Annotated in this window: 21 protein-coding genes; 10 read left to right on the top strand and 11 right to left on the bottom strand. The window is 37.5% G+C overall.

Translation table 11 applies throughout. The features are described from left to right. Positions 1 to 78: 78 nt before the first annotated feature. Positions 79 to 1491: an alkaline phosphatase gene (locus ABD676_RS06415; protein WP_344673768.1), complete on the bottom strand. Its 1413-nt coding sequence runs from the start codon at positions 1489 to 1491 to the stop codon at positions 79 to 81. A 137-nt stretch (positions 1492 to 1628) separates the two neighbouring features. Here ABD676_RS06415 and ABD676_RS06420 point away from each other — a divergent pair, with 137 nt between their 5' ends. Continuing rightward, entirely contained in the window at positions 1629 to 2966 is a 1338-nt protein-coding gene (locus ABD676_RS06420; protein ID WP_344673769.1) for an OmpA family protein, read from the top strand. A gap of 205 nt (positions 2967 to 3171) precedes the next feature. Continuing rightward, the gene (locus ABD676_RS06425; RefSeq protein WP_344673770.1) at positions 3172 to 3483 is read left to right on the top strand and encodes a hypothetical protein; all 312 of its coding nucleotides are present in this window, start codon (positions 3172 to 3174) and stop codon (positions 3481 to 3483) included. Here the strand turns inward: ABD676_RS06425 and ABD676_RS06430 are convergent. Next, positions 3458 to 4027 (bottom strand): lipocalin family protein, encoded by a 570-nt coding sequence (locus ABD676_RS06430; RefSeq protein ID WP_344673771.1) that lies wholly within the window; start codon positions 4025 to 4027, stop codon positions 3458 to 3460. The two genes, ABD676_RS06425 and ABD676_RS06430, sit on opposite strands and share 26 nt — an antisense overlap. Positions 4028 to 4117: 90 nt before the next feature. On the opposite strand from ABD676_RS06430, the gene ABD676_RS06435 reads away from it, so the two are divergent. After that, positions 4118 to 4579 carry a DUF4268 domain-containing protein gene (locus ABD676_RS06435; RefSeq protein WP_344673772.1) on the top strand — a complete coding sequence of 154 codons (462 nt, stop codon included), beginning with the start codon at positions 4118 to 4120 and terminating at the stop codon, positions 4577 to 4579. A 10-nt stretch (positions 4580 to 4589) separates the two neighbouring features. Beyond that, on the top strand, positions 4590 to 5381 hold the full coding sequence (locus ABD676_RS06440; protein WP_344673773.1) for a S1/P1 nuclease: 792 nt from the start codon (positions 4590 to 4592) through the stop codon (positions 5379 to 5381). 90 nt (positions 5382 to 5471) lie between these two features. Here the strand turns inward: ABD676_RS06440 and ABD676_RS06445 are convergent, their stop codons facing one another. Beyond that, positions 5472 to 5840 carry a hypothetical protein gene (locus ABD676_RS06445; RefSeq protein WP_344673774.1) on the bottom strand — a complete coding sequence of 123 codons (369 nt, stop codon included), beginning with the start codon at positions 5838 to 5840 and terminating at the stop codon, positions 5472 to 5474. Then, positions 5833 to 6495 (bottom strand): hypothetical protein, encoded by a 663-nt coding sequence (locus tag ABD676_RS06450; protein ID WP_344673775.1) that lies wholly within the window; start codon positions 6493 to 6495, stop codon positions 5833 to 5835. The genes ABD676_RS06445 and ABD676_RS06450 overlap by 8 nt, the downstream gene beginning before the upstream one ends. Positions 6496 to 6578: 83 nt before the next feature. On the opposite strand from ABD676_RS06450, the gene ABD676_RS06455 reads away from it, so the two are divergent. Next, entirely contained in the window at positions 6579 to 7817 is a 1239-nt protein-coding gene (locus tag ABD676_RS06455; protein ID WP_344673776.1) for an MFS transporter, read from the top strand. A gap of 632 nt (positions 7818 to 8449) precedes the next feature. Beyond that, on the top strand, positions 8450 to 10453 hold the full coding sequence (locus ABD676_RS06460) for a M13 family metallopeptidase (RefSeq protein ID WP_344673777.1): 2004 nt from the start codon (positions 8450 to 8452) through the stop codon (positions 10451 to 10453). A gap of 115 nt (positions 10454 to 10568) precedes the next feature. Here the strand turns inward: ABD676_RS06460 and ABD676_RS06465 are convergent, their stop codons facing one another. The 3 genes from ABD676_RS06465 to ABD676_RS06475 form a co-directional block, all read right to left on the bottom strand. Further along, a complete protein-coding gene (locus ABD676_RS06465; protein ID WP_344673778.1) occupies positions 10569 to 10985 on the bottom strand; it encodes a hypothetical protein in 417 nt (138 codons plus the stop codon). Positions 10986 to 11212: 227 nt separating this feature from the next. Continuing rightward, positions 11213 to 11545: a YegP family protein gene (locus ABD676_RS06470; protein ID WP_344673779.1), complete on the bottom strand. Its 333-nt coding sequence runs from the start codon at positions 11543 to 11545 to the stop codon at positions 11213 to 11215. 77 nt (positions 11546 to 11622) lie between these two features. Continuing rightward, positions 11623 to 12006 (bottom strand): YchJ family protein, encoded by a 384-nt coding sequence (locus tag ABD676_RS06475; RefSeq protein WP_344673780.1) that lies wholly within the window; start codon positions 12004 to 12006, stop codon positions 11623 to 11625. A gap of 170 nt (positions 12007 to 12176) precedes the next feature. Between ABD676_RS06475 and ABD676_RS06480 the strand changes: the two genes are divergently transcribed. Continuing rightward, positions 12177 to 12701, top strand: coding sequence for a lipocalin-like domain-containing protein (locus ABD676_RS06480; RefSeq protein ID WP_344673781.1), 525 nt, complete (start codon positions 12177 to 12179; stop codon positions 12699 to 12701). A gap of 108 nt (positions 12702 to 12809) precedes the next feature. Further along, entirely contained in the window at positions 12810 to 14720 is a 1911-nt protein-coding gene (locus ABD676_RS06485; RefSeq protein WP_344673782.1) for an amidophosphoribosyltransferase, read from the top strand. A gap of 132 nt (positions 14721 to 14852) precedes the next feature. On the opposite strand, the gene ABD676_RS06490 is transcribed toward ABD676_RS06485, so the two are convergent. After that, positions 14853 to 15641 (bottom strand): murein L,D-transpeptidase catalytic domain family protein, encoded by a 789-nt coding sequence (locus tag ABD676_RS06490; protein WP_344673783.1) that lies wholly within the window; start codon positions 15639 to 15641, stop codon positions 14853 to 14855. Positions 15642 to 15707: 66 nt separating this feature from the next. Beyond that, complete coding sequence (locus ABD676_RS06495) at positions 15708 to 16748, bottom strand: L,D-transpeptidase (RefSeq protein ID WP_344673784.1); 1041 nt, start codon at positions 16746 to 16748, stop codon at positions 15708 to 15710. A gap of 151 nt (positions 16749 to 16899) precedes the next feature. On the opposite strand from ABD676_RS06495, the gene ABD676_RS06500 reads away from it, so the two are divergent. Continuing rightward, on the top strand, positions 16900 to 17313 hold the full coding sequence (locus ABD676_RS06500; RefSeq protein ID WP_344673785.1) for an NUDIX domain-containing protein: 414 nt from the start codon (positions 16900 to 16902) through the stop codon (positions 17311 to 17313). An 86-nt stretch (positions 17314 to 17399) separates the two neighbouring features. Here ABD676_RS06500 and ABD676_RS06505 read toward each other — a convergent pair whose 3' ends face one another. After that, on the bottom strand, positions 17400 to 17990 hold the full coding sequence (locus ABD676_RS06505; protein ID WP_344673786.1) for an outer membrane beta-barrel protein: 591 nt from the start codon (positions 17988 to 17990) through the stop codon (positions 17400 to 17402). Between the two features lie 383 nt (positions 17991 to 18373). Here ABD676_RS06505 and ABD676_RS06510 point away from each other — a divergent pair, with 383 nt between their 5' ends. Then, positions 18374 to 19585, top strand: a complete 1212-nt coding sequence (locus ABD676_RS06510) for an MFS transporter (RefSeq protein ID WP_344673787.1) — start codon at positions 18374 to 18376, stop codon at positions 19583 to 19585. 51 nt (positions 19586 to 19636) lie between these two features. On the opposite strand, the gene ABD676_RS06515 is transcribed toward ABD676_RS06510, so the two are convergent. After that, entirely contained in the window at positions 19637 to 22531 is a 2895-nt protein-coding gene (locus ABD676_RS06515; RefSeq protein ID WP_344673788.1) for a heavy metal translocating P-type ATPase, read from the bottom strand. Positions 22532 to 22563 lie beyond the last annotated feature (32 nt).

Below are 22563 nucleotides of genomic sequence, written 5' to 3' on the forward strand. Positions count from 1 at the left end.
AAAAAAAAGACATGATTTCTCATGCCTTTTCCATTTTTGAATATGAAATCTAAACCAAAAAAATACTTATTATATGATTTATGGAATATTCCAGCCAGCGATTTTTGCGACAGTTCTAGGGATATCAACATTATCCATTTTATGGTTAAATTGATCTGCACCTACTCCAATAGCAAAAACCGGGATATAAGCTGCTGAATGGCCACCTGAGGCCCAGCTTAATGAACTTACTTTATTTACTGCATGTACAGCCAAAGAAGCAATTTTGTCGTTTGTAGCGTATAAACTCTTCTCTGTTTCGTTCTGATGATTTACAAAACTCTTTTCGTAAGCAGCGAAAATTTCTTTTTCTTCTTTCTCTGCAACCTTAATAGCTTTCCATAATCCTGTATGTAGGCTTAAAAGTTCTTTTACTTGATCCCAACTTGCTGAAGGATTCTTGGTTCTGAAATCGTTAATAATGCCGGATAAAGCACCTTGAGATATTTTTTGATTGGCAAGGTTATTCAAGCGTAATGTTGAACTACCATTCCCTACTGCCAAACCTCCAGTTTCATGGTCAGCCGTAACGATAATTAAAGTTTCTTCTGGATGTTTCTCATAGAATTCATAAGCTTTGTTAACAGCTGAGTTGAAGTCTAGAACCTCATGAACAGTAGTTGCACCGTCATTTGAATGACAAGCCCAATCAATTTTACCACCTTCAACCATTAAAAAGAAACCATTTTTACTGTCTTTCAATGATTCTATCGCAGCTTCAGTGATTTGAGTCAAAGTTAGGTCGCCAGGTTTTTGATCTATGGCATAATTTAAGGATACTGCATCAGCACCTTTATTATTCATCAAGATGGTTTTAGCTTGTTTGTTTTTAGCTTGTTTGTATTCATTAATTCCGTGGAAAAACTGATAACCCGCTTTCTCTAATTGGGGAATTAATGAAGCTACTTCTTCTTTTTTAGCATTGGTGGTAGGTTTTAAGAAACCAGATCCACCAAAGAAATCGAAATTTGATTTGATGATATCCAGACCAATTTCATAATACATATCACGGTCTGGTTGATTGGCATAGAATGATGCTGGAGTAGCATGGTCAATACTTACCGAAGTGGTAATCCCAACCTTCATGCCTTTTTCTTTTGCTAAATAGGCAATGCTTTTATAAGGTTTTACGCCGGCACTATCCATGGCAATAACACCATTTTTTGTTTTGTAACCAACAGCTAAAGCAGTACCTCCAGCCCCAGAGTCGGTTACTCCATGTGATAATGAATAGGAGGTTGCGAAGGTTGCATGTGGAAATTTACTAAATACTAATGGGACTATAGCATGTTGTTTCTTTTGTGCCGCTAGAAATAATTCCGCTGAATTTACTTGGCTCAGACCCATTCCATCTCCAATTAAAAAGAAAATATATTTGGGTTGTTTCTGTGCGTATGCAAAACTTGTAAAGAAGGCTAGGGCTAAAATTAATACAGATAACTTTTTGTTCATTTTAAAATAAGTTGATTGATATCCTCTGCTACAAAATTAAGGTTCTCTTGTTAAGATAGTATTAATTTAATTATAAGTGCAATTGCAAACAAAATATTACATCGCTTGTTTGTAGATTATCACTAATAGCATTTATTATGGAAAACCGATTGCTAAACGCTGCCCGCTCCTTGATAACAGGAGAAAGCATTGACCGCCTAGCGGCAAACGAGGGTATGACAAATGAAAAAGTACAACAAGGCCTTGATGCCTCATTACCTGCACTATTCTTAGGCTTGCAACAGCAACCTGAAGGTGCTCTTCAAGGCATATTAGATCGTTTCAAAGGTATGTTTACCGGAACGAATGAACCAGGGCAAGATATTAATGTCCCACTTGACAATCCTAACTCTGGTTTCGGAGAACAGGTACAAGGAATCATCGGACAATTGTTCGGTGGTAAGCTAGATTTTGTTCTCGAAAAACTTTCTGGATTCTTAGGAACGAATTCCGGATCGGTAATGAACATTTTAAAATCTGCAATTCCATCTGTTATTTCAGCGATTACCATGAATGGTGTCAATTGGGATGCTAATCGTATTACGGGAGAGTTGAATGAACAAAAATCTGGATTTTTATCAGCTCTACCTGCCGGCCTTTCCTTAGGCCTATTTGGAGATGCCGCGTCCAATGTGGGACATGCCATCCCGAAACATACAGAACCAGTTGTTGATCCAGTTAAAGACGTTCTAGTAGAAGACTCTGTAGTGCCAATGCGTGAACGAGTTGATCCAGTTGGACCTATCCGTAACCCGAACGAACCTGTCGTTCATCAGGAAGAACGTAAAAAGGGTGGTGGCCTTTGGTGGTTATTGATACCCTTACTGTTATTGTTATTATGGTTCCTGTTTGGAAAGAACTTCCGAAATGACGATAAGGACAATGTAGTAGACTCAACAGCTATGATGACTCCTTCGGATACCATGACCGTAGATAATTCTGCTGCAACCTCTGCAACTCCTGTGAGAGAGTCAATAATGGTTACTTTGCCAGATGGTAAAACTCTGAACGCTTATAAAGGTGGTATTGAAGATCAATTGGTACAGTTCATAAATGCAGGATATAGCAACATGACTGAAGAAGAACTTAAAAACCGTTGGTTTGATTTTGATAACTTGAATTTCGAAACAAACACTTCGAATATCCTACCGGAAAGTCAGGTACAAGTGGAAAATATTGCTGAAATATTAAAAGCTTATCCAGATTTGAAAATTAAAATCGGAGGATATACCGATAAAACAGGTGATGAATCGTATAACAAGAAACTTTCCAACGAACGCGCGGTTGCGGTTAAGAATGCTCTTGATGCAAAAGGTGTAGGTGGTCAGGTGATTGAGACAGAAGGCTATGGTTCTGAATTTGCGAAATTTGATGCTTCTGCTCCAGAATCTGATCGTGTACAAGATCGTCGAGTTTCGGTATCTGTTCGTAAATAGGCTTGGTTAATCGAAAAAAACCTAAAGCGTTTTAATTTGACGCTTTTATATACAACCATAACGCTAGACTTCGTGTTTAGCAGATTAGGGATAGGAAATCAATCGAATTGATGGACTATCCCTAATTCTTTTTGTAGCAAAACCAACAGAAATCTTCCATAGAAATGGATGTTGAAATTAAGATAAGCTTTAGTACTTTTGTGCCATGCTAAATCCTGTCCAAAAAACCATGCTTCAAGATGACTTTGAGAAATTTTTAAAAGCTCTTCAACAAAAGGGGAGTAATTTGGATTTTTCCTTATTTGGAATCTACGCAGGCTCTATCCTAAACTTCTATGTTGGAAGTGCTGTTATTGCCATTGAGGATAAAAAGGAAGCAGCCCTTCATTTGTGTTCTTTGTTTAATTCCGGCCTAGGAAATGTGATTAGTAAGGCTGATCTTAAAGAAATGGCAGAAGCCATTTCTCAAGATACGACCATAGACTATTCTGTTATTCAACCGGTATTTGGCCTGTAGTTTCGAGGATATCACCTTGATCGGTCCAAGTCAATTTAGAAACATCGTAGCCGCATGCAGTAGCATAATCTAAATAAACTTTTTTGCGATCCTCTGAAAGCTCTTTTGTTCTCGAAAGAATCCATATATAATCCAAATTGTCGCCAAATATTAAGGCATCTTCATAGTTTGGATTTAACTGAACAATGTTATAACCAGAGTAGAAAGGGCCAAAAAAGGATACTTTTAAAGCACCTTCCGTTTCACTACCTACAAATTTTGCTTTTCCGATACTTTGCTTAACCTCGCCAGTGTTTTGGTCAATACCCTGATTGATCACTTTTACAGTTCCGTTATCATTGAGTTGGTATTCTGCAGATACGTTACGTAAATTTTTCTCATGTTTAAAATCCAGACGGGCAATCTCATACCAATTTCCAAGGTACCGTTTGATATCAAAGTTGCGAACAACCTCCACATTGGATTTTACGGGTTTTAAATAATTATAAATTACCGAGCCTAGGGCTACAGCAGAAAGGGCGATCAGTGATTTTTTCTTATCCATTGTAATTTTTTAATATAAAACTGTATATAAAACAACGTAAAGGCCAGAAAAGTTTAAGGAGATTCCTAGCTTTGCCTTAAAATTAGTGAATTGTACTCAAGAGAAGAAGCGAAAAGGATAAAGGAAAATTTTTGGACAAGCTTTGGGCAGTATATGTCCGTCGTCCCAAGTTCGGATGGTACTAAGGTCACCTGGGTAAATTACAAAACTGGAATACGCTATCTTTTCTTTCGTATGGAAGCTAGCAATAAGGTCGCACAAATCGCTATTGAGATTGCCAATCCTGATGAGGGAATCCGGGCTTTGATATTCGAACAATTTCAACAGTATAAAATGCTCTTAGAAGAAGAACTAGGAGAAGAGTGGATCTGGGATTTGGATTTTTATGACGAATACGGCAAAGCTAAAGCCCGAATATTTACCGAAATCCGAGGAGTATCGGTTTTCAAACAAGAAGATTGGCCAGATTTAATCTCATTCTTTAAACCAAGAATCATGGCATTAGACAGTTTTTGGTCCACAGCACAATATGGATTTGATATTTTTAAATAATAAACAGTATATGAAATTAGTAGCTAGAATTCTTGTATTCTTTACCTTCTTGACCGCTAGTCAGGATGTATTAGCTTGGGGCACAACAGGGCATCGTGTCATCTCGGAGATTGCTGAAAAACACCTTAGCAGAAAGGCAAAAAGAAACATTGAAAAACTTATTGGCCATCAAAAATTAGCCTATTGGTCGAACTGGGCAGATTTTATTAAGTCTTCTCCTGATACTCTAATTAACCGGACAGGGACTTGGCACTTTTTAAATACGCCAGGGAATTTGACCTACGAACAGTTTCTTGTAGCATTACAAAACTCGCCTGAGGAAAACCTCTACAAAGCCTATAAACGTGTTAGACAACAAGCAAACGATAAAAACCTAAGCCTAGAACAAAGACAGCAAGCTTTATATTTTGTGGTTCACCTTTTAGGCGATGCTCATCAACCCATGCATGTGAGTAGGGCTGAGGACCTTGGTGGAAACCGAATCCCTATTACTTTCTTTGGTCGTGAGGGCAATATACACCGTGTTTGGGATAGTGACTTGGTGGATAATGAGAAATGGTCTTTTACTGAATATGCTCGCGTATTGGACTATGAAAAGGAATTCTACAAACAATACAGCAATTCAACTTTTGAAGAGTGGTTGTATGAATCGCATAATTTGGCGAATGTAATTTATGATGATGTAGCGAAAAACAATAAGCTTTCTTACGATTACATTTTCAAATTTAAGTCTCCAATGGAAGCATGTCTTTTAAAAGCGGGCTTGAGATTAGCGAAAGAACTTAATGAAATATTTGGTTAATTGAATTGAAATAACTATAAAAGAAAAGCGCTCTGAATAATGATTCAGGGCGCTTTTTTGCTGTTTTATAAAAAGTGCTTTTGTAAGAATTTAATTGGATAATGTCCAATCAAAATATCCGCCTTTAGCCTGAAGCATTCCGTCCTCAACCTGAAATTGAAAGTCGATATAATCTGCTGAACAGCTATCCGTATCCGAACAGCAAAATCGTCGGTCAATTAAAAACTGCAAGCGAAACGAACCTTTTCGATCTGCTTCTACATATTTAAAATGCTTGATTTCTATCTCAGCGACTTCAGGGCTTCCATCTTTATCCTTTAAGTTATCAAAAACAAAGTCCTGTAATTCCTTGATGACTTCCTTATCAATTAATTTCGCTAGGTCCTTGGGATTTTCTTTGTATCCCTTCAAGGCATGCTCATCAACTTTAAGCTCAAATCTAAATTCTTTACTATCCATGTTCTATAATCTTTTCTATCTGTTGTTGCTCTGCAAAATAAGCTTGTAAGTGTTTATTTGTTTTTGTTCGATCATTAAATAAACTTAAAATAGCCTTGCAGACCATATAATCATTAATCCGCTTTGTAAATTGTTTATTGTTTTTGTTGAATGTAAGGTCGGAATTCTCCTTTTTTAAACTAAAATGCTGTCTTTGCATTTTTCTAAAATGAATTTCTCCAATTAACACATTCAACTCTTCCTCCCAATAGGAAACGCGATGTTGTATAAATTGTTCAAATAAATGATCAGCTATTTTTTCCTGAATGATATCATTCCCCATATCCATTCGATTTGGGAGACTACATGTGGCCATATCTCCTTTCCAGAAACAGGAAAATTTTGGTGCCCGTACTATTTTAACAGCCACTTTACTGTCAAATATATTGATTTGCAAGAATTCAAGATTGGATACAGGGGAGGTTTGAACAAATGGATTTGGTTTTTTAAATGCCCTTACAAAGGATTTTACCTGATCTATGCTTTGTAATGGATGAGCATAAATAATTGGAAGTTCAGGATTTTTAAAATCAAGACTAATACCTGCTTCTGAGGAGCTGATTAATTCATAGCCTTGGCCATCGATTTCCAAATACATATCCTGCAAAATAACCATTTTTAATCATAATATTTACCAAGCCTACAAATCTTATATTTTACCTTTTGGGCGTTTTCTTCAAATTATGTTCTATTTTTATCATGACTATTAATGAAAGTACACATATGATATTTAGCCGTTACGAAGCCATTTTGGTTGCTATGTTGACCATTGTTCAGTTTACTGTAGTTCTAGATTTTGCTGTCATGGCACCTTTAGGTTCGCAATTGATTGATGCATTAGATATCACCACTCATCAATTTGGTATATTGGTTTCGGCCTATGCCTTGAGTGCGGGCGCATCAGGCTTTCTATTAGCAGGTTTTATTGATCGATTTGACCGAAAGAAAATCTTAATGATGATGTATGTCGGATTTTTAATCGGTACCATCTTCTGTGCTACTGCTCCTAGTTACTATTTCTTAATGGGAGCGAGGGTGGTAGCGGGGGTATTCGGTGGTGTTATGTCTGGGATTACCTTTGCGATTGTAACCGATTATTTTCGATATGAAATTCGAGGGAGAGTAATGGGCTTTATACAAATGGCATTCTCAGCCAGCCAGATTCTCGGAATTCCTTTAGGCTTATACTTAGCCCATAAATGGTCTTGGCATGTGCCATTTTACCTGGTAGTCAGTATTGGACTTATAAACCTCATCATGATTAAACGGATTATGCAACCTATCCCTTCTAAGTATAATCCTGAATTATCCAAGTCTTATTTTCAAGTAATCAAACGGATTTTCTCCAATAAAAAATATTTGGTTGCCTTCTCCACAACATTCTTTTTAGCTACTGGAGGATTTTTATTGCAGCCTTATATAACACCACACTTAGTGTTTGATCTGAACTATTCGGAGGAACAATTACCTTACGTATTTTTTAGCGCGGGTATTGCCACACTGATTGGTTCGCCTTTCTTTGGAAAACTAAGTGATTCTTGGGGAAAATATAAACTCTTTGTTTTAGGAAGTATCATGGCAGGGATCTTTATGCTGTGGTTTGTCAATGTGCCTGCAGGAAATATCTTTATGGTGGCTGTTGCCTTTAGCGGTATGATGTTGTTTGTTTCCTCCCGGATTATCAGTGCCACAGCTATGATTACAGCCATACCTGAAGCCCAGGAGCGTGGTGCCTTTATGAATGTAAACTCCGCAATTCAACAATCTAGCGGTGGAATAGCTTCCATATTAGGTGGAGCGGTTTTGGTAGATGCCGTGGACGGAAAAGGATTTCAGAATTTTAATCTTTTAGGCATTATAACCTTTATTAGCATTTTAATCTGTATTGGCCTAATGTACCGTGTGCACCGTATTGTTCAACAGAAAGTGGTAAAATAGACCTTCTTTTCCAGATCTATTCATAGTAGATATCATGAAAGCAGACAAAAACAGCTCCTTTTTCTTGTATTCCTAAAATCAAAATTATTTCCATCCTATTTTATTATCAAATAGCTACCGTCCAACACCTCCAGTTCTCTTATTAATTTCTAGGTTGACAACCCAAATTTTCTTTTAAAGTCTGATGTCTTTTGTCTGTTGTCTAACCGTCTCTCACAAGGGTATTATTCGTCACTCCTTCGGATCTCCTTCGGAACTTGTTCGGATCTCCTTCGGATCTCGTTCGGTTCCGACCGAACGAGATCCGAAGGAGATCCATATCAGATCCGTTAAAATTCCCTTAGAGTCACAAAGCAAAATGAAACAATGGGGTATCGTAGTTGGGGTTGAATTCATACGACATTTAACATTAAGCCATTTTAAGCTAGCTATTGAATTACTTTAGGAAATTAGCATCTGGATTAGAGGATTATTACTATATCGGATTTTTCTAAATAGGAGGATGGTTATGGCCTTTAAATTTGCTTTTCTTTTTTATATATAAAATAGTTACTTCTTGATATTTCCTAGAATCCTTATGTTTGCATAGGAAATTATAATTCCTAGATTATTTTTTTACTAATAAGTCTAATATGAAGCAATATGTATTTATGGCTGCCTTGCTTGCTGGTACAAGTTTAAGCTATGCGCAAGAAAATCAGGCCATTAATCTGTCTTATATGGATAAGACGGTTCGTCCGCAGGACGATTTTTACAATTACGTGAATGGTAACTGGATGAAAACTGCACAGATTCCTTCAGATAAAGCGAGCTGGGGATCCTTCAATCAATTGGGTGAAAATACCGATGAAGCAAGTTTGAAAATATTGAAAGAGTCTCTAACCAAGAAGTTTGAAAAGGGTTCTGACGGTCAAAAAATTGCTGATCTATACCGTTCGTATGTAGATTTTGATACACGTAATAAGTTAGGTGTAAAACCTATTCTCCAGCAATTGAGCGATATTGATAAGGTTCAGGATTTGGCTGGCCTTTATAATTATTTCTTAAAATATGGTCCAGTAGGTGGAAATCCATTCTTCGGTGGTTATGTATATGCCCACATGAAGAATAGTAACATGAATGCAGTTTATTTAGGTGGTGGCGGATTGGGTTTAGGGCGTTCTTATTATCAAAAAGTAGATGAGAAGAATACTGAAACCTTAGGTAACTACCAAAAGTACATCAATACTTTATACAGTAAAGTTGACCAAAAGACTCGCGATTTAAAAGGACCGAAAGTTGTTGCCTTTGAAAAGGAAATTGCTTCTTTCTTAAAAACTGTTGAAGAGCAACGTGATGCTCAAAAAAGCTATAACCCCGTTGCTGTAAATGATTTGGGTAAGATGGTTAAGAACATGGATGTTGCGAAATACCTAAAAACCGTAGGTTTCAAAGCAGATACGGTTATTATTTCCGAATTGAAGTATTACCAAAACTTAGATAAGATCCTTAACAAAGAAAACCTTCCTGTAATCAAGGAATACTTAAAATTTCATGTTATGGATGATGCAACTGGTTATTTGACTAAAGAATTGGATGAGTTGTCGTTTGACTTTTATGGACGTACTCTTCGAGGACAAAAAGAACAGCGTGCTTTGGATAAACGTGGTTTAGCGTTTGTAAACAGCAATGTTGGTGAGCTTTTAGGAAAATTATATGTAAAGGATTATTTCCCAGCAGAAGCAAAAGCAGCTTGTGAGGAATTGGTGCAATACTTAATCAAATCATTCCGTGTTCACATTCAGGAGTTGGCTTGGATGTCGCCAACAACTAAAGAAAAAGCATTAGAGAAATTATCGAAGTTTAAAGTGAAAATCGGATATCCAGATAAATGGAAGAATTATTCGACTTTAGCGATTGGTAATTCATTAATTGATAACATCCACGCGATGCAGTTATGGAGTTTCCAACAAAACTTGGCAAAACAAGGAAAACCTGTAGATAAATCGGAGTGGGGTATGTCGCCACAAACCGTAAATGCGTACTACAGTCCATTATTCAATGAGATTGTTTTCCCAGCTGCGATTTTACAACCTCCATTCTATGATTACAAAGCTGATGCTGCGGTGAATTTTGGTGGTATTGGTGCTGTAATCGGACATGAGTTGTCACATGGTTTCGATGATTCAGGTTCGCAGTACGATGGCAATGGAAATTTGAACAACTGGTGGACCGAAGCTGACCGTGAGAAATTTGAAAAAGCTGCTGACGCTTTAGTAGCACAGTTTGAATCTTACGAGCCGGTACCTGGAGTATTTGTTAATGGTCGCTTTACCTTAGGGGAGAACATTGGTGATCTAGGTGGTACTTCAGTAGCATTTGATGCTTTACAAATGTACTTGAAAGACAAAGGTAATCCAGGTTTAATTGATGGTTATACACAAGATCAACGTTTCTTCCTTTCTTGGGCTACCATTTGGAGAACAAAAACTACCGATGAGTATGTGGTGAATCAGGTGAAAACCGATCCACACTCACCAGGTCAATACCGTGCAATAGGTCCAATCATTAATTTGGATGCTTTCCATAAAGCATTTGATACCAAAGAAGGGGATAAGCATTATTTACCGAAAGATAAACGTATTGTTATTTGGTAAACAATAATATAAAATAAAAAGTCCCGATCAACAATCGGGACTTTTTATTTTAAACCGGTAGAGCATACTTGTTCGAGAATGCTTAGGTATAGTAATAACTTGAAAGCATGTCATGTTACTTATTGGCACTTTCTTCCAAATAGTGGACGACTTCGTTTACAGGTATGGCAAAATATCCTGCTTTGTCCTCGTCGAATGCATGTTTCCAACGTACATACCCAAATTCATAATCAGGTAAATCACAACGATCATTCTTTATGCTCGTAATGCTTTTTAGTAAGGCATCTTCTGTAATGGGAATGTGAGTAGCTTCTGATAGGAATTCATTAGGGAATTGGGGATGCTTTACTTTTAAATCTAAAATGGAAATATGTATGATTTTCCCAATATTTTCATACTGTTCGATTTTAACGATTTTTAAAGTTGAGCTTTCTTCAAGTTTACGAGTTTGATAATGCCATTCCTGACCAACTTGGATTGTTGATACGCTGTCTTCCTTTTCTGGCTTGTTAAAAAGATTAAATAGACCCATAAGACGTGATTTAAAAAGGTTATTAGAGTTAATTTGGTTTTTACGTGTTATGCTTATTGATTAATGATAAAATGAAATACCATGATTTTGGAGTATTCGTCTATCTAAAGATAAGTTAGGAATAAATTTGGGGAAAATAAAGCGATTGAATTAGGTTCAATGGTATTGGTTGAGATGTTCATTAAATAAAATAAAAAGTCCCGAATGAGGTTCGGGACTTTTTATTTTTAAACTGTGGTATCTTCTACAGAAGCTTCAGGGGCGTTTTCTTGCACGGATTTTATTCCATTGGTTCGTCCGGAGTCGCTTTCGTACATTTCACTGGTTCCAATAATTTGACCATTTCCAGCTTTTAGGTTGAAATAGAATTTTCCATTTTTAGCTGTCAACTTGTCGAATTTGTTCACATCAACAGCATTTTTCTTCACAGAAGCGATGCCATTTTCGCAGGCAGCTTTGCTTGAATAACCTTCACTCGTTAAAATAACCTGTCCGTTGGAGGCTTTTAAGTTAAATTGAAATTCTCCATTTTTTCTGGTAGATACTACGAATTTTCCCATAATTTTTTAGTTTTATTGTCAGTATTCTAATTTACTAAAATTCAATAAAAAGCTAACTATGATTATGAAATTATTAATTATAGAAATAGTTTTCCATCTACATAATACCAGTTTCCATTCCATTTTTTAAAATTGGATTTTTCATGATGTGTTTGTAAATCTAAGTTTTGGTCGAGATAAAAAGCTTTGAATTCTACCGTAGACTCGGTTGTTTTAACAATTTCCAGTCCTTGCCAGTGCGAATTTCTACTCCAATTTTCAATGTCTGATCGTTTTTGAAACCTTCGGGTTTGTGGATGGAAGGTTTGATAAATAAAATCAATGTTTTGTAACACGAATGCTGAATATCGCGCACGCATTAATTGTTCTGCCGTTTGAGCATAGTTAAGATCAGTATGTATAGGTTGGCAGCAGGAGGAATAAGGACGCGCATTTCCGCAATAACAATTATCACTCATCATCAAGGGGTTAAATTATATTAAATTTCCATGACTAAACTTGGTCTGGAACTTGTGTAGCGAAGATATAAAGGATATTTCTGTCATGGAAATATCTATAAAAGGAATGTTACACAGGATTACAAACTATTAGAGAAATTTTGCCGTTATTGAGGTAAACAACATAACCCTAAATGACTACATTGAAGAATGAATTAATCGGCACATGGTTGCTGTTATCATATATAGAAGTTCCAGTAAATGGAAATGATTCCAATTTTCCAATGGGAAAAAGCCCGAAAGGTAGTTTAATTTATGGACCCGATGGACATATGTCCGTGCAAATATCAAGTTCAGAACGATGTAATTTCAGTTCCAATGATCGCTATTTAGCGAATGATGAGGAATTGATATCATGTGTCAAAGGATTTATTGCTTTTGCTGGTTCCTATCAAATTGATAATTCCACTGCAACCGTGCAGTATTCCATCCACACCTCTTCGTATCCGAATTGGGAAGGTCAGATGCAAGAAAGAAAGATTGACTTTGAAGGGGATATATTGTATTTAAAATCTACAGAGCCTATATTGTCGAATGGTCAATATGTGAACAGTTATATGACATGGCAACGGGTAGAGAAAGTGGAGATGCAATCGCGACGCGATCGATTTATAAATTACAGCAATCAGAAACAAGCCGAAGGAGCTTGGGAGGATTAGGTATATGGACCCGCGAATAGCGGGTCTATTTTTACGATAATTTTTTACACTAAGATGTATCGGAGATTTTTTTAAAATTCCGTACCTTTGCAGCATCAATTCAAGCAAATGAGTGACGCTATAAAACACGAGTGCGGAATTGCACTCATCCGACTGTTAAAACCCCTGTCTTATTATCAAGAAAAATACGGAACGCCTTACTACGGGATCAACAAATTGTACCTGCTTATGGAAAAGCAGCACAATCGTGGTCAAGATGGTGCTGGTATTGCGACGATTAAATTTGACGTAAAACCAGGTAACCGTTACATCTCTCGTTACCGTGCGATGGGTTCATCTGCCGTATCCGAGATCTTTGAGTATGTACAGAAGAAGTTTGCAGCCGTACAAAAAGCCTTCCCTGAGGAGTCTAAAGACACCCAATGGTTGAAGGATAATGTGAGTTTTACCGGAGAAGTGCTTTTAGGGCACCTACGTTACGGAACTCACGGAAAGAATAGTATCGAGAGTTGCCACCCTTTCCTTCGTCAGAACAATTGGATGTCCAGAAACTTGGTGGTTGCTGGAAACTTCAATATGACGAATGTTGATGAGTTATTGCAACAATTGTACGACCTTGGTCAGCATCCTAAAGAGCAAGCTGATACCGTTACGGTATTGGAGAAAATTGGTCACTTCCTGGATGAAGAGAACCAGAAATTATTTGATAAGTTTAAACAAGATGGATACTCCAATATTGAGATCTCTGCGCAGATCGCCAAGAACTTGGATGTTTCCAAAATATTAACCCGTTCAGCTAAGACTTGGGATGGTGGTTATACCATCGCCGGAATCTTTGGTCATGGTGATGCATTCGTAATGCGTGACCCTGCAGGTATCCGTCCAGCATTCTATTACCAAGATGATGAAGTCTTAGTCGTAGCTTCTGAACGCCCTGTAATCCAAACTGCTTTTAATATTCCATTGCAAGCAGTGAAAGAGATTAAACCAGGACATGCCCTGATCGCTAAGAAAGATGGTACTGTATCAGAAGAAATGTTCCGTGAGCCAGTTGAGCAAAAATCTTGTTCATTTGAACGTATCTATTTCTCGAGAGGATCTGATGCTGATATTTACCAAGAGCGTAAGTCCTTAGGACGTTTATTATGCCCGCAGGTATTGGATAGCATTAACAACGATATTAAGAATACGGTATTCTCCTTTATTCCAAATACAGCGGAGGTTTCTTACTACGGTATGATGGATGGAATTAACGAATACGTTCGTAAATGCCAAAAAGATATCCTATTGAAACGTGCTGATAAAGTTACGGATGAGGAAATGGATGAAGTATTGAGCATGACGCCACGCTTTGAAAAATTGAACGTGAAAGATGCAAAATTACGTACCTTCATTACACAAGATGCAGATCGTCAAGATATGGTTCAACACGTATATGATACGACTTACGGTATTGTGAAGGATCATGAGGATACCATCGTAGCGATTGATGATTCTATTGTACGTGGTACAACCTTAAAGCAAAGTATTTTAACCATCTTGGATCGTTTGCATCCTAAGAAGATTGTTATTGTATCTTCTGCGCCTCAGATTCGTTATCCTGACTGTTATGGTATCGATATGTCGAGAATGGGCGAGTTCGTTGCATTTGAGGCTGCTATTTCCTTATTGCGTAAGAATGGCTTAGCACATATCATAGATGAGGTATATCAAAAGTGTTTGGCTTCAACCACCATGCCTAAGGATAAAATTGAAAACTATGTAAAAGCAATTTATGAGCCCTTTACAGATGAAGAGATCTCCCAAGAGATTGTTCGCATCATTAAGCCTCATAATTTAAATGCAGAATTAGAAGTTATCTTCCAAAAATTAGATAATCTGCATATTGCTTGTCCGAACCACAAAGGGGACTGGTACTTCTCCGGAAATTACCCAACTCCAGGTGGAAACAAAGTAGTTAACCGTGCATTTATGAACTGGATGGAAGGTAAAAATGTGAGAGCATACTTCAGCAGTTAAAATAAATTGTTGAATAACATAATAGTAAAAGAGAAAGGCTTGAATCACATGATTCAAGCCTTTCTCTTTTGATTAGACTCTTGCAGTCTATATCGTATGATTTGTCTAACCTTTCGCAGTTAGTTAAATTTATTAGTTCATAATCGCTTTGCCATGCGAAGTTTCTTCTTCTTGTTGCGCAGCAATCATGGTATTCTCCGGTTGGTTAGGAGTAATCTTTTTGATCATTTTACTGCTGGCAATGTATTCTTTATTCTGCGAATAAATGTACAATAATGTTCCACCTTTAATGCTGTTGATGATAGGTTTAGTCAATTCACGAGGTAGAGCAGGACAGCCATAACTTCTTCCTAAACGACCTGTTGACTTAATAACATCTGTACTGCAATAATCAGCACCATGAATTACGATAGCACGAGGTCTAGCTTGATCATTGATTCCTTTTTCTAATCCATTCAGACGTAACGAGAATCCATTTCCACCATTATAGGTTTCTTGAGTTAAATAGAAACCAAGAGAGCTTTGGAATGATCCGTGTTTGTTGGAGAATGAAGTCGCGTATTTCTCACCAGAGTTTCTTCCGTGTGATACGATGTTATGGAATAATAATTTCTTAGCTTTTAAATCGAGTACAAACATACGCTTCTCGGTAGAAGGTAGCGTGAAGTCGATTACTGTAATGATGTCTTGATTTTTAGGATGAATTTGATTGTAGCCTTGCATTGCTTGTTCAAAAGCTTCAAACTTTAAAACATTAGACAATTTCATTTCATTATAAAGCTCCCTAATAGGATCTTTAGTTACCTCAGTTTTCGAAATGTTTTCTTTTTTTGTTTCTTTAACAGTAGTGGGTTGGTCTAGGTTTACACTTAATGCAGATGTTGCAATCGCCCACAGAGAAAATAACAATAGTTTGTTCATAAGCACTTTTCCTTTTCGTCGGATACAAAATTAGGAAAAAATTGACAATCAAAGTGTTAAAAAACATTAATCGATTACTACAACCACCGATTGGAAGGGTTTGAAATTGTCATAAACATACTTGGCATGTGAGCTGGCATTTCTCACACACATGTGGGAGCGGGGAGTAGTTCCTAGCGACCAACTGTATTCGATGATTTTTCCTTTCGGGTTATTCACCGGAACACCATGAATATAGGCTCCATTAGTGAATCGAGTGGCATATGGGGCAAATCCTTCAATACTTGTTGTACCATCTTTATAGTAAAACATCTTTGCTTTTTGCTCCTGAACAAAGAACATTCCTACCGGAGTTTCCATCGCATGTGGAGGTTTATGACGGCCAGATGTAGCAGGGTTCATAGAGCGAATTTTCCACTCATTTTCACCAGTTCTCTCTACAACACAAATATTTTGGTTTGTAACATCTACAAAGGCTACATGCTCAATTTTTATCGAATCACCCTTTGTTTTTACATATCTTTTTGGTACAAACCAAGTTCCCTCAAAGGAAATCCCAGTTACTTTAACCATATCCAACGTGTCCGCACTTTCGATTCTTACTAAAGATCCATCACGACCATAGATGCTTGGTTTTTTACTATTTTCTTCGCGGTATAATGGTGCAGATTGATAACGCTCGTTTCCAAGCGTATCTGAAACCCTTTTATAGGCATTTCTGACATAATTTTCGACTACAGGAGCTTCACGATTACGGTTCTTATAGTTTTGCAGTACCCCGTAATTGATTTTTTGAGCTTGAAAGGTCTCTATATAAGCTAACCTTTCTTTTATTTTGTCAAATTGGAATACGCGGGTGGTGTCCTCATAAGGATAAGTGTCCTCAAGGTTATATTTTTCGAATTTAATATCTTTATCTAATTTGATATCTGCTGCAGTCCTAGGTCTAGTCCTTTCAGCTTCACGGGCTTCTTCTTCAGCTTTCTTAACCTTCTCTAAGGAATCTTGTTTCCTACGTTCGGCAGCACTGGTGTTTTTAGACGTGTTTTTACAAGCGACTGTCAGCAAGATTGCAAACAGGGGCAAGAAGAAAGCAATTTTTCTCATCTGTTTATTCTGAAATTTCTATAGGGTTTTATATCAAATAGTTGCAAAAATATCAATTCTTTTGATACTTTATTCATATATATCTATTTAGATAGTCTTAAAAATCATTCCAAGATTCTTAAATTAGCTTAAAATACCCTTTTTTGTAGTTATGGAGCTATCACAATATATTAAAATTGCTGTTGCCATCATTTTGAATGATCAAAATGAACTATTAACAGTACGGAAGCAGAATTCCATTTATTATCAATTACCAGGAGGTAAGATTGAAGGTGAAGAACGCCCGGTGGATACCTTGTTGCGCGAGCTAGAGGAGGAATTGGGTTTAAAGCTTAATGAAGATCAATTTGAATTTTTAACAGTTCATGAGGCGCAAGCAGTGAATGAATATGGGAAAACCGTGCGTGGTTATGTATTCAAAAGCAAACTGCCTATTATATTAAATGATCCTCAGCCAAAAGCAGAGTTAGAAGAGGTGAAATGGGTGAAGGAGTCGGAAGTGGAAAGGGTTAATTTAGCCAATCTGTTAAAACAAGTCGCCATACCTATATGGTTGACGACATAAAATATCTGAACAATAATTCACATTAAAAAAGGCATGGTCATTGAATATGACCATGCCTTTATATTTGACTTTGAATCTAGAAACGATTAAAAGTGGAAAGTTACGCCTACTGTTGGAGTTAATGAACTAGCATTTAATCCGTAAGTGCTAACAGTAGTTTTTTCACCACCTGTTGGCTCAGTATTGTTACTGTTGAAGTAAAGACCTTTTACTCTGAAGTCAATACCGATGTTGCTAGTAGGGAAGAAAGCCAAACCTGGAGCTAATTCCACACCGTATTTTGCAGTAGTTCCTGTTTTATCACCATCAACTTTAGTAGTACCCCAAGACATTGGAACGCTTAATTGACCGTAAAATTTAACTGGTCCATCGTTTTGTGAATAGATACGACCAAATGGTGCTAATTGAAATGCATTGTTCGTGTTTTTAACACCTGCATCACTTTCAGTCTCTGCCCAGTTGTAACCAATACCAGTACCTACTGCAATGTTATCTGCTACGAAATATCCTAATTGAGGAACAATAGCAAAACTATTGTTTTTTGCATCGCTATCTTTAATAGTAGTTCCTTCGTAACTAACTGAACCACCTACTAAGAAAGTACCTTTTGATGTTTGTGCATTTGCTGCTAATGATAAAGCTGAAACAGCTGTTAGAGTAAGTAATAATTTTTTCATGATATAAATTTTAATATTTGACTAAATTGTCATGTACGGTCAAATATTCAATACCTGTGCCAATTCTACATGCCAAACTTTGGAATACAGTAAAAGAAAAAGTGAAATATTTGTATAATGCTGGTTTGTAATGAATTAATTTCAGGACTAGTTAATCTTACCTTAATTTAATGACATTATACAAACAATGGCTAAATGGCACGAATGTCTTAGGAATATTTATTTCTTTAAAATTAGTCAAGTTGTCAGTCTTATATTGTCTTAAAACCTGCCATAAATGAAGTTAATCTGCCAATAGCCTAGTTCCATGGGATATTTATTCTTGGGAATTGCTGATTAAAAAGAATTCTCTTTACTACCTTAGTCTCGGAATCAAACTAACAATGCAAATCGATCAAGAAGCAAAATTAACGAAACCCATACTGTGGTTAATGACTATTGTATCTGGTATTGTTGTAGCTAACAATTATTATAGCCAGCCACTATTGGCCATGATAGGTGAGGAATTGGGTATATCCGAATCTGCAGCCAGCAGTATCACTGTATGTACACAAGTTGGATATGCCGTTGGTCTGCTGTTTATTATTCCTTTGGGGGATAAACTATACAAAAGGAAGCTGATATTGACCGATTTGATCTTAGTGTTTTTGGCCTTGATTGGCATGGCACTTTCAAAAAACTTGCATTTGATGTACTTGATGAGTTTTTTGATCGGTTATTTTTCTGTTATTCCACAATTGTTTGTACCTATGGTTGCTGCCTTGGCTAGACCAGAAGACCGAGCACAACAAATCGGTATGGTTATGTCGGGTCTTTTGATGGGTATTCTGTTGTCCCGCTTTATAGGAGGTATAGTAGGTGATCTTTGGGGTTGGCAAAGTATCTATTGGGCAGCTGCCTGTTTCATGGTTATTTCCTGGGTTTTTGTTTATAAGATGCTACCTGAGGTTCGACCTAATTTTAAGGGGAGCTACGGGTCTTTAATGGCTTCTGTATTTAATTTGGCAACTTCACAACCAATCCTTCAATTGGCTGCTTTTCGGGGTGCTATGGGTTTTGCTTCCTTATGTGTGGTTTTTACAACTTTACCTTTCCATTTGGAGGAAGCTCCCTTTCATGCAGGACCTTCAGTGGCAGGAAGCTTTGGATTGATCGGCGCAGTTGGTGCCTTAGCTGCTGCATTAGTAGGCAAGGTGGATAAGAAAATGAGTCGTAAATCCATCATCATGATTGGGCTCTTGTTTATTCTGCTAAGCTGGATGTTTATTTATTTTAGTGGAAATAGCTATTGGGGGTTAATCGTAGGGATTATTCTGATTGACCTCGGATTGCAATCATCGCATATTATGAATCAGGCAGACTATTTTGCTATAAAAACAGATGCTACCTCGCGTTTGAATACCGTCTATATGGTATTGTACTTTATTGGTGGTTCTTTAGGCTCTTTATTAGGTGGATATGGATGGCAGCATCATGGTTGGTTTGGTGTCTTTCTATTTGGGGCTGGTTTTGCTGTATTAGGATTGCTTGCACATCTACTCTTTTATACAAAGGTGATGAAAGCACAACAGCTTTTGGATAGACAGCATAAATAAAAAAGGGTTGAGTGCAATACCCAACCCTTAATTTTATCAAGTAAATCTTCTTTATAGCTTCACGGTATTTAATCGTAAAGAGTTTACAATTACCGATACAGAACTTAAGCTCATTGCTGCTGCTGCAATCATTGGTGACATTAAAATACCTAAGCTGCCATACAGTATCCCTGCAGCAATCGGAATTCCAATAACATTATATAGAAATGCAAACAGTAGGTTTTGCTTAATATTACTGATCATAGATTTACTAAGGTGATAAGCTTTGTGCACACCTCTTAAATCACCTTTTACTAAAGTAATTTCAGCACTTTGTATCGCGACATCTGTTCCTGTTCCCATGGCTACACCAATATCAGCTTGGGTTAGGGCAGGAGCATCATTAATACCGTCACCTACCATGATTACCTTTTTATCTTCAGCTTGGAGCTTTTTAATACCTTTTAATTTATCCTCTGGTAATAAGCCGGCATGAACATGTTTGATTCCAGCTTCCTTTGCGACTAGCTTGGCTGTGTTCTCATTATCTCCAGTGAACATATAAACTTCAATGCCTTCATCTTGGAACTTTTTAATGACTTCAATGCTGCTATCCTTTAGGGCATCAAATGCAGCTACCAGACCTGCGAACTGATTATCTATTGCCAATACAGAAACAGAATTTCCTTTTTTCTGTAATTCTTCAATTTGCCTCTCCTGTTCTGGACTAATGCTGATGTTCTGTTCCTTCATTAAACGTGGCGTACCTAAAAGGGCCTGCATGTGGAATATCTTGCCTTTTACACCTTTTCCTGAAATATTCTCAAATTGGGTGACGTCCAATAGCTGCAAGTTTTTCTCTTTGGCTTTATCCAACATAGCTTGCGCTAATGGGTGGGTACTGTTTTTATTGACTGAAGCAGCAATTTGTAAAATATCATCTTCTTTAAATTTTGGATTATCAGTAGTAACCTCCGATACGCTAGGTTTTCCTTCTGTAATAGTACCTGTTTTATCAACAATAAGCACATTAGCTTTCTCCATCTTTTCCAACGCCTCTGAATTTTTGATGAGGATACCATTCTTAGCACCTTTTCCTATACCGACCATAACCGACATAGGCGTTGCTAGACCTAAAGCACATGGACAGGCAACAATTAATACAGCAAGCATATTTGAAAAGGCCATGGCCGTACTGTTCGGAATATCCATGAACATCCAGATGATAAAGGTAAGGATGGCAATGGCGATGACTGTAGGTACGAATATTTTAGAAACTTTATCTGTCAACTTTTGAATAGGGGGTTGAGAGCGACTGGCATCATTTACCAACTGAATAATCTGCGCTAATAAGGTCTCACTTCCAATTCGATTTGCCTTCATCAATATCTCATGATTACCATTGATCGTCCCTGCAATCACCTGGTCTTCGGGACTCTTCTCGACAGGTATCGGCTCTCCCGATATCATAGACTCATCTATTGAAGTGCTTCCTTCCGTAACCTCACCATCCACCGGTATCTTATCACCCGCGCGAACTCTTAGTATATCACCGACCTTGACGTCATGAATAGATACTTTCTTCTCTTGGCCATCTTTCACTAAAATGGCTTCTGCAGGAGTTAATTTTATGAGTTCCTTAATAGCAGAATTGGTTCTGGAGTGAGCTTTTGCCTCAAGTACTTGCCCTAATAATACTAAGGTTAAGATGACAACAACCGATTCAAAGTACAAGTGTACTTCGCCATGGTGGCCCTTTAATTCTGCTGGGAATATTTGAGGGAAGAAGAATGCCAATAGACTGAAAATAAAAGCCGCTGCAGCACCTAAGCCAATCAAGCTAAACATATTTAAGTTCCAGGTCTTAAAAGAAGTCCACGCACGCTCAAAAAACATCCAACAGGTATAGAATACCACAGGTAGAGTCAAGACTAATTGAATCCATGCATTGATGTGGTAAGGAATGATTTTACTGACCGGTTGCCCTGGAAGCATATCACCCATGGATAAAATAAATACAGGTACTGTACATGCCACAGAGATCCAGAATTTACGTAGTAAATCCCTATAGTGCTGATCATCTTCCTCACTGACTTGATTAGCGACTAATTCCATTCCGCATATAGGGCAATCCCCAGGATGATCTTGGACGATCTCTGGATGCATAGGACAGGAGTATTCTACCTTTAAGCTGGTGTCAGGGATTTTTTCGAGGTTCATTCCACAGACAGGGCATGAACCAAATTTATCATATACCTTATCGCCTTCACACATCATCGGGCAGTAATATTTACCCGCATTTTTAGCTGTAGGTTTTGGTGCTTCCACATGTTGTTGGTGTGAGGGGGCATCAAAATCAACCTTTTCTACAGGTCTCAAGTGCATGTTGCAGACAGGACATCTTCCAGGTTCATGATAAATCTTATCCTTTCCTTCACAAAACATGGGACAGATGTATTGTCCACTTTCGGATATTTCCGGTTCTTTATTCGTATGCTGATGCGAATGGCTTGAGTTAGTACTATTGGACTTGGAATGAATATGGTAATGACCACCCAGTTCAGTTAACTTCTGATTTAAGATTTCCTCCGATGGCTGTTCCTTTGCATGAATAGTAGCTTCTCCTTTTTCCAGATTGACCGCTGCATGCACACCTGGGATCTCATTTAATTTCTTTTCCACATTGCTGCGGCAACCGTTACAAGTCATGCCCTGCACATCAAACTTATACTCTTGAGGATTAAGATCAATATCCTTAGATTCAATCTCATAATGTCCCCCAAGTTCATTTAATTTCTCCTGTAGGATTACATCCTCCGGTTGATGTTCAGCATGAATGATCGCTTCACCCTTTTCAAGGTTTACTTGTGCATGTATGCCAGGAATTTCGTTGAGTTTTTTCTCTACGTTGGTCCTGCAGCCATTACAAGTCATGCCATTAACTCGATATATATATTCTTTGCTCATGGTTTCTCCTTCAATTTATATACAAATGTCGG

Origin of the sequence: Sphingobacterium kyonggiense (assembly GCF_039536825.1) — a bacterium.
Lineage (GTDB): Bacteria > Bacteroidota > Bacteroidia > Sphingobacteriales > Sphingobacteriaceae > Sphingobacterium > Sphingobacterium kyonggiense.

Bases quoted from the DNA above. Each gene is read 5' to 3' on its own strand.
- ABD676_RS06415 (WP_344673768.1), bottom strand. From the start codon at position 1,491: ATGAACAAAAAGTTATCTGTATTAATTTTAGCCCTAGCCTTCTTTACA.
- ABD676_RS06420 (WP_344673769.1), top strand. From the start codon at position 1,629: ATGGAAAACCGATTGCTAAACGCTGCCCGCTCCTTGATAACAGGAGAA.
- ABD676_RS06425 (WP_344673770.1), top strand. From the start codon at position 3,172: ATGCTAAATCCTGTCCAAAAAACCATGCTTCAAGATGACTTTGAGAAA.
- ABD676_RS06430 (WP_344673771.1), bottom strand. From the start codon at position 4,027: ATGGATAAGAAAAAATCACTGATCGCCCTTTCTGCTGTAGCCCTAGGC.
- ABD676_RS06440 (WP_344673773.1), top strand. From the start codon at position 4,590: ATGAAATTAGTAGCTAGAATTCTTGTATTCTTTACCTTCTTGACCGCT.
- ABD676_RS06445 (WP_344673774.1), bottom strand. From the start codon at position 5,840: ATGGATAGTAAAGAATTTAGATTTGAGCTTAAAGTTGATGAGCATGCC.
- ABD676_RS06450 (WP_344673775.1), bottom strand. From the start codon at position 6,495: ATGGTTATTTTGCAGGATATGTATTTGGAAATCGATGGCCAAGGCTAT.
- ABD676_RS06455 (WP_344673776.1), top strand. From the start codon at position 6,579: ATGACTATTAATGAAAGTACACATATGATATTTAGCCGTTACGAAGCC.
- ABD676_RS06460 (WP_344673777.1), top strand. From the start codon at position 8,450: ATGAAGCAATATGTATTTATGGCTGCCTTGCTTGCTGGTACAAGTTTA.
- ABD676_RS06465 (WP_344673778.1), bottom strand. From the start codon at position 10,985: ATGGGTCTATTTAATCTTTTTAACAAGCCAGAAAAGGAAGACAGCGTA.
- ABD676_RS06470 (WP_344673779.1), bottom strand. From the start codon at position 11,545: ATGGGAAAATTCGTAGTATCTACCAGAAAAAATGGAGAATTTCAATTT.
- ABD676_RS06475 (WP_344673780.1), bottom strand. From the start codon at position 12,006: ATGATGAGTGATAATTGTTATTGCGGAAATGCGCGTCCTTATTCCTCC.
- ABD676_RS06480 (WP_344673781.1), top strand. From the start codon at position 12,177: ATGACTACATTGAAGAATGAATTAATCGGCACATGGTTGCTGTTATCA.
- ABD676_RS06485 (WP_344673782.1), top strand. From the start codon at position 12,810: ATGAGTGACGCTATAAAACACGAGTGCGGAATTGCACTCATCCGACTG.
- ABD676_RS06490 (WP_344673783.1), bottom strand. From the start codon at position 15,641: ATGAACAAACTATTGTTATTTTCTCTGTGGGCGATTGCAACATCTGCA.
- ABD676_RS06495 (WP_344673784.1), bottom strand. From the start codon at position 16,748: ATGAGAAAAATTGCTTTCTTCTTGCCCCTGTTTGCAATCTTGCTGACA.
- ABD676_RS06500 (WP_344673785.1), top strand. From the start codon at position 16,900: ATGGAGCTATCACAATATATTAAAATTGCTGTTGCCATCATTTTGAAT.
- ABD676_RS06505 (WP_344673786.1), bottom strand. From the start codon at position 17,990: ATGAAAAAATTATTACTTACTCTAACAGCTGTTTCAGCTTTATCATTA.
- ABD676_RS06510 (WP_344673787.1), top strand. From the start codon at position 18,374: ATGCAAATCGATCAAGAAGCAAAATTAACGAAACCCATACTGTGGTTA.
- ABD676_RS06515 (WP_344673788.1), bottom strand. From the start codon at position 22,531: ATGAGCAAAGAATATATATATCGAGTTAATGGCATGACTTGTAATGGC.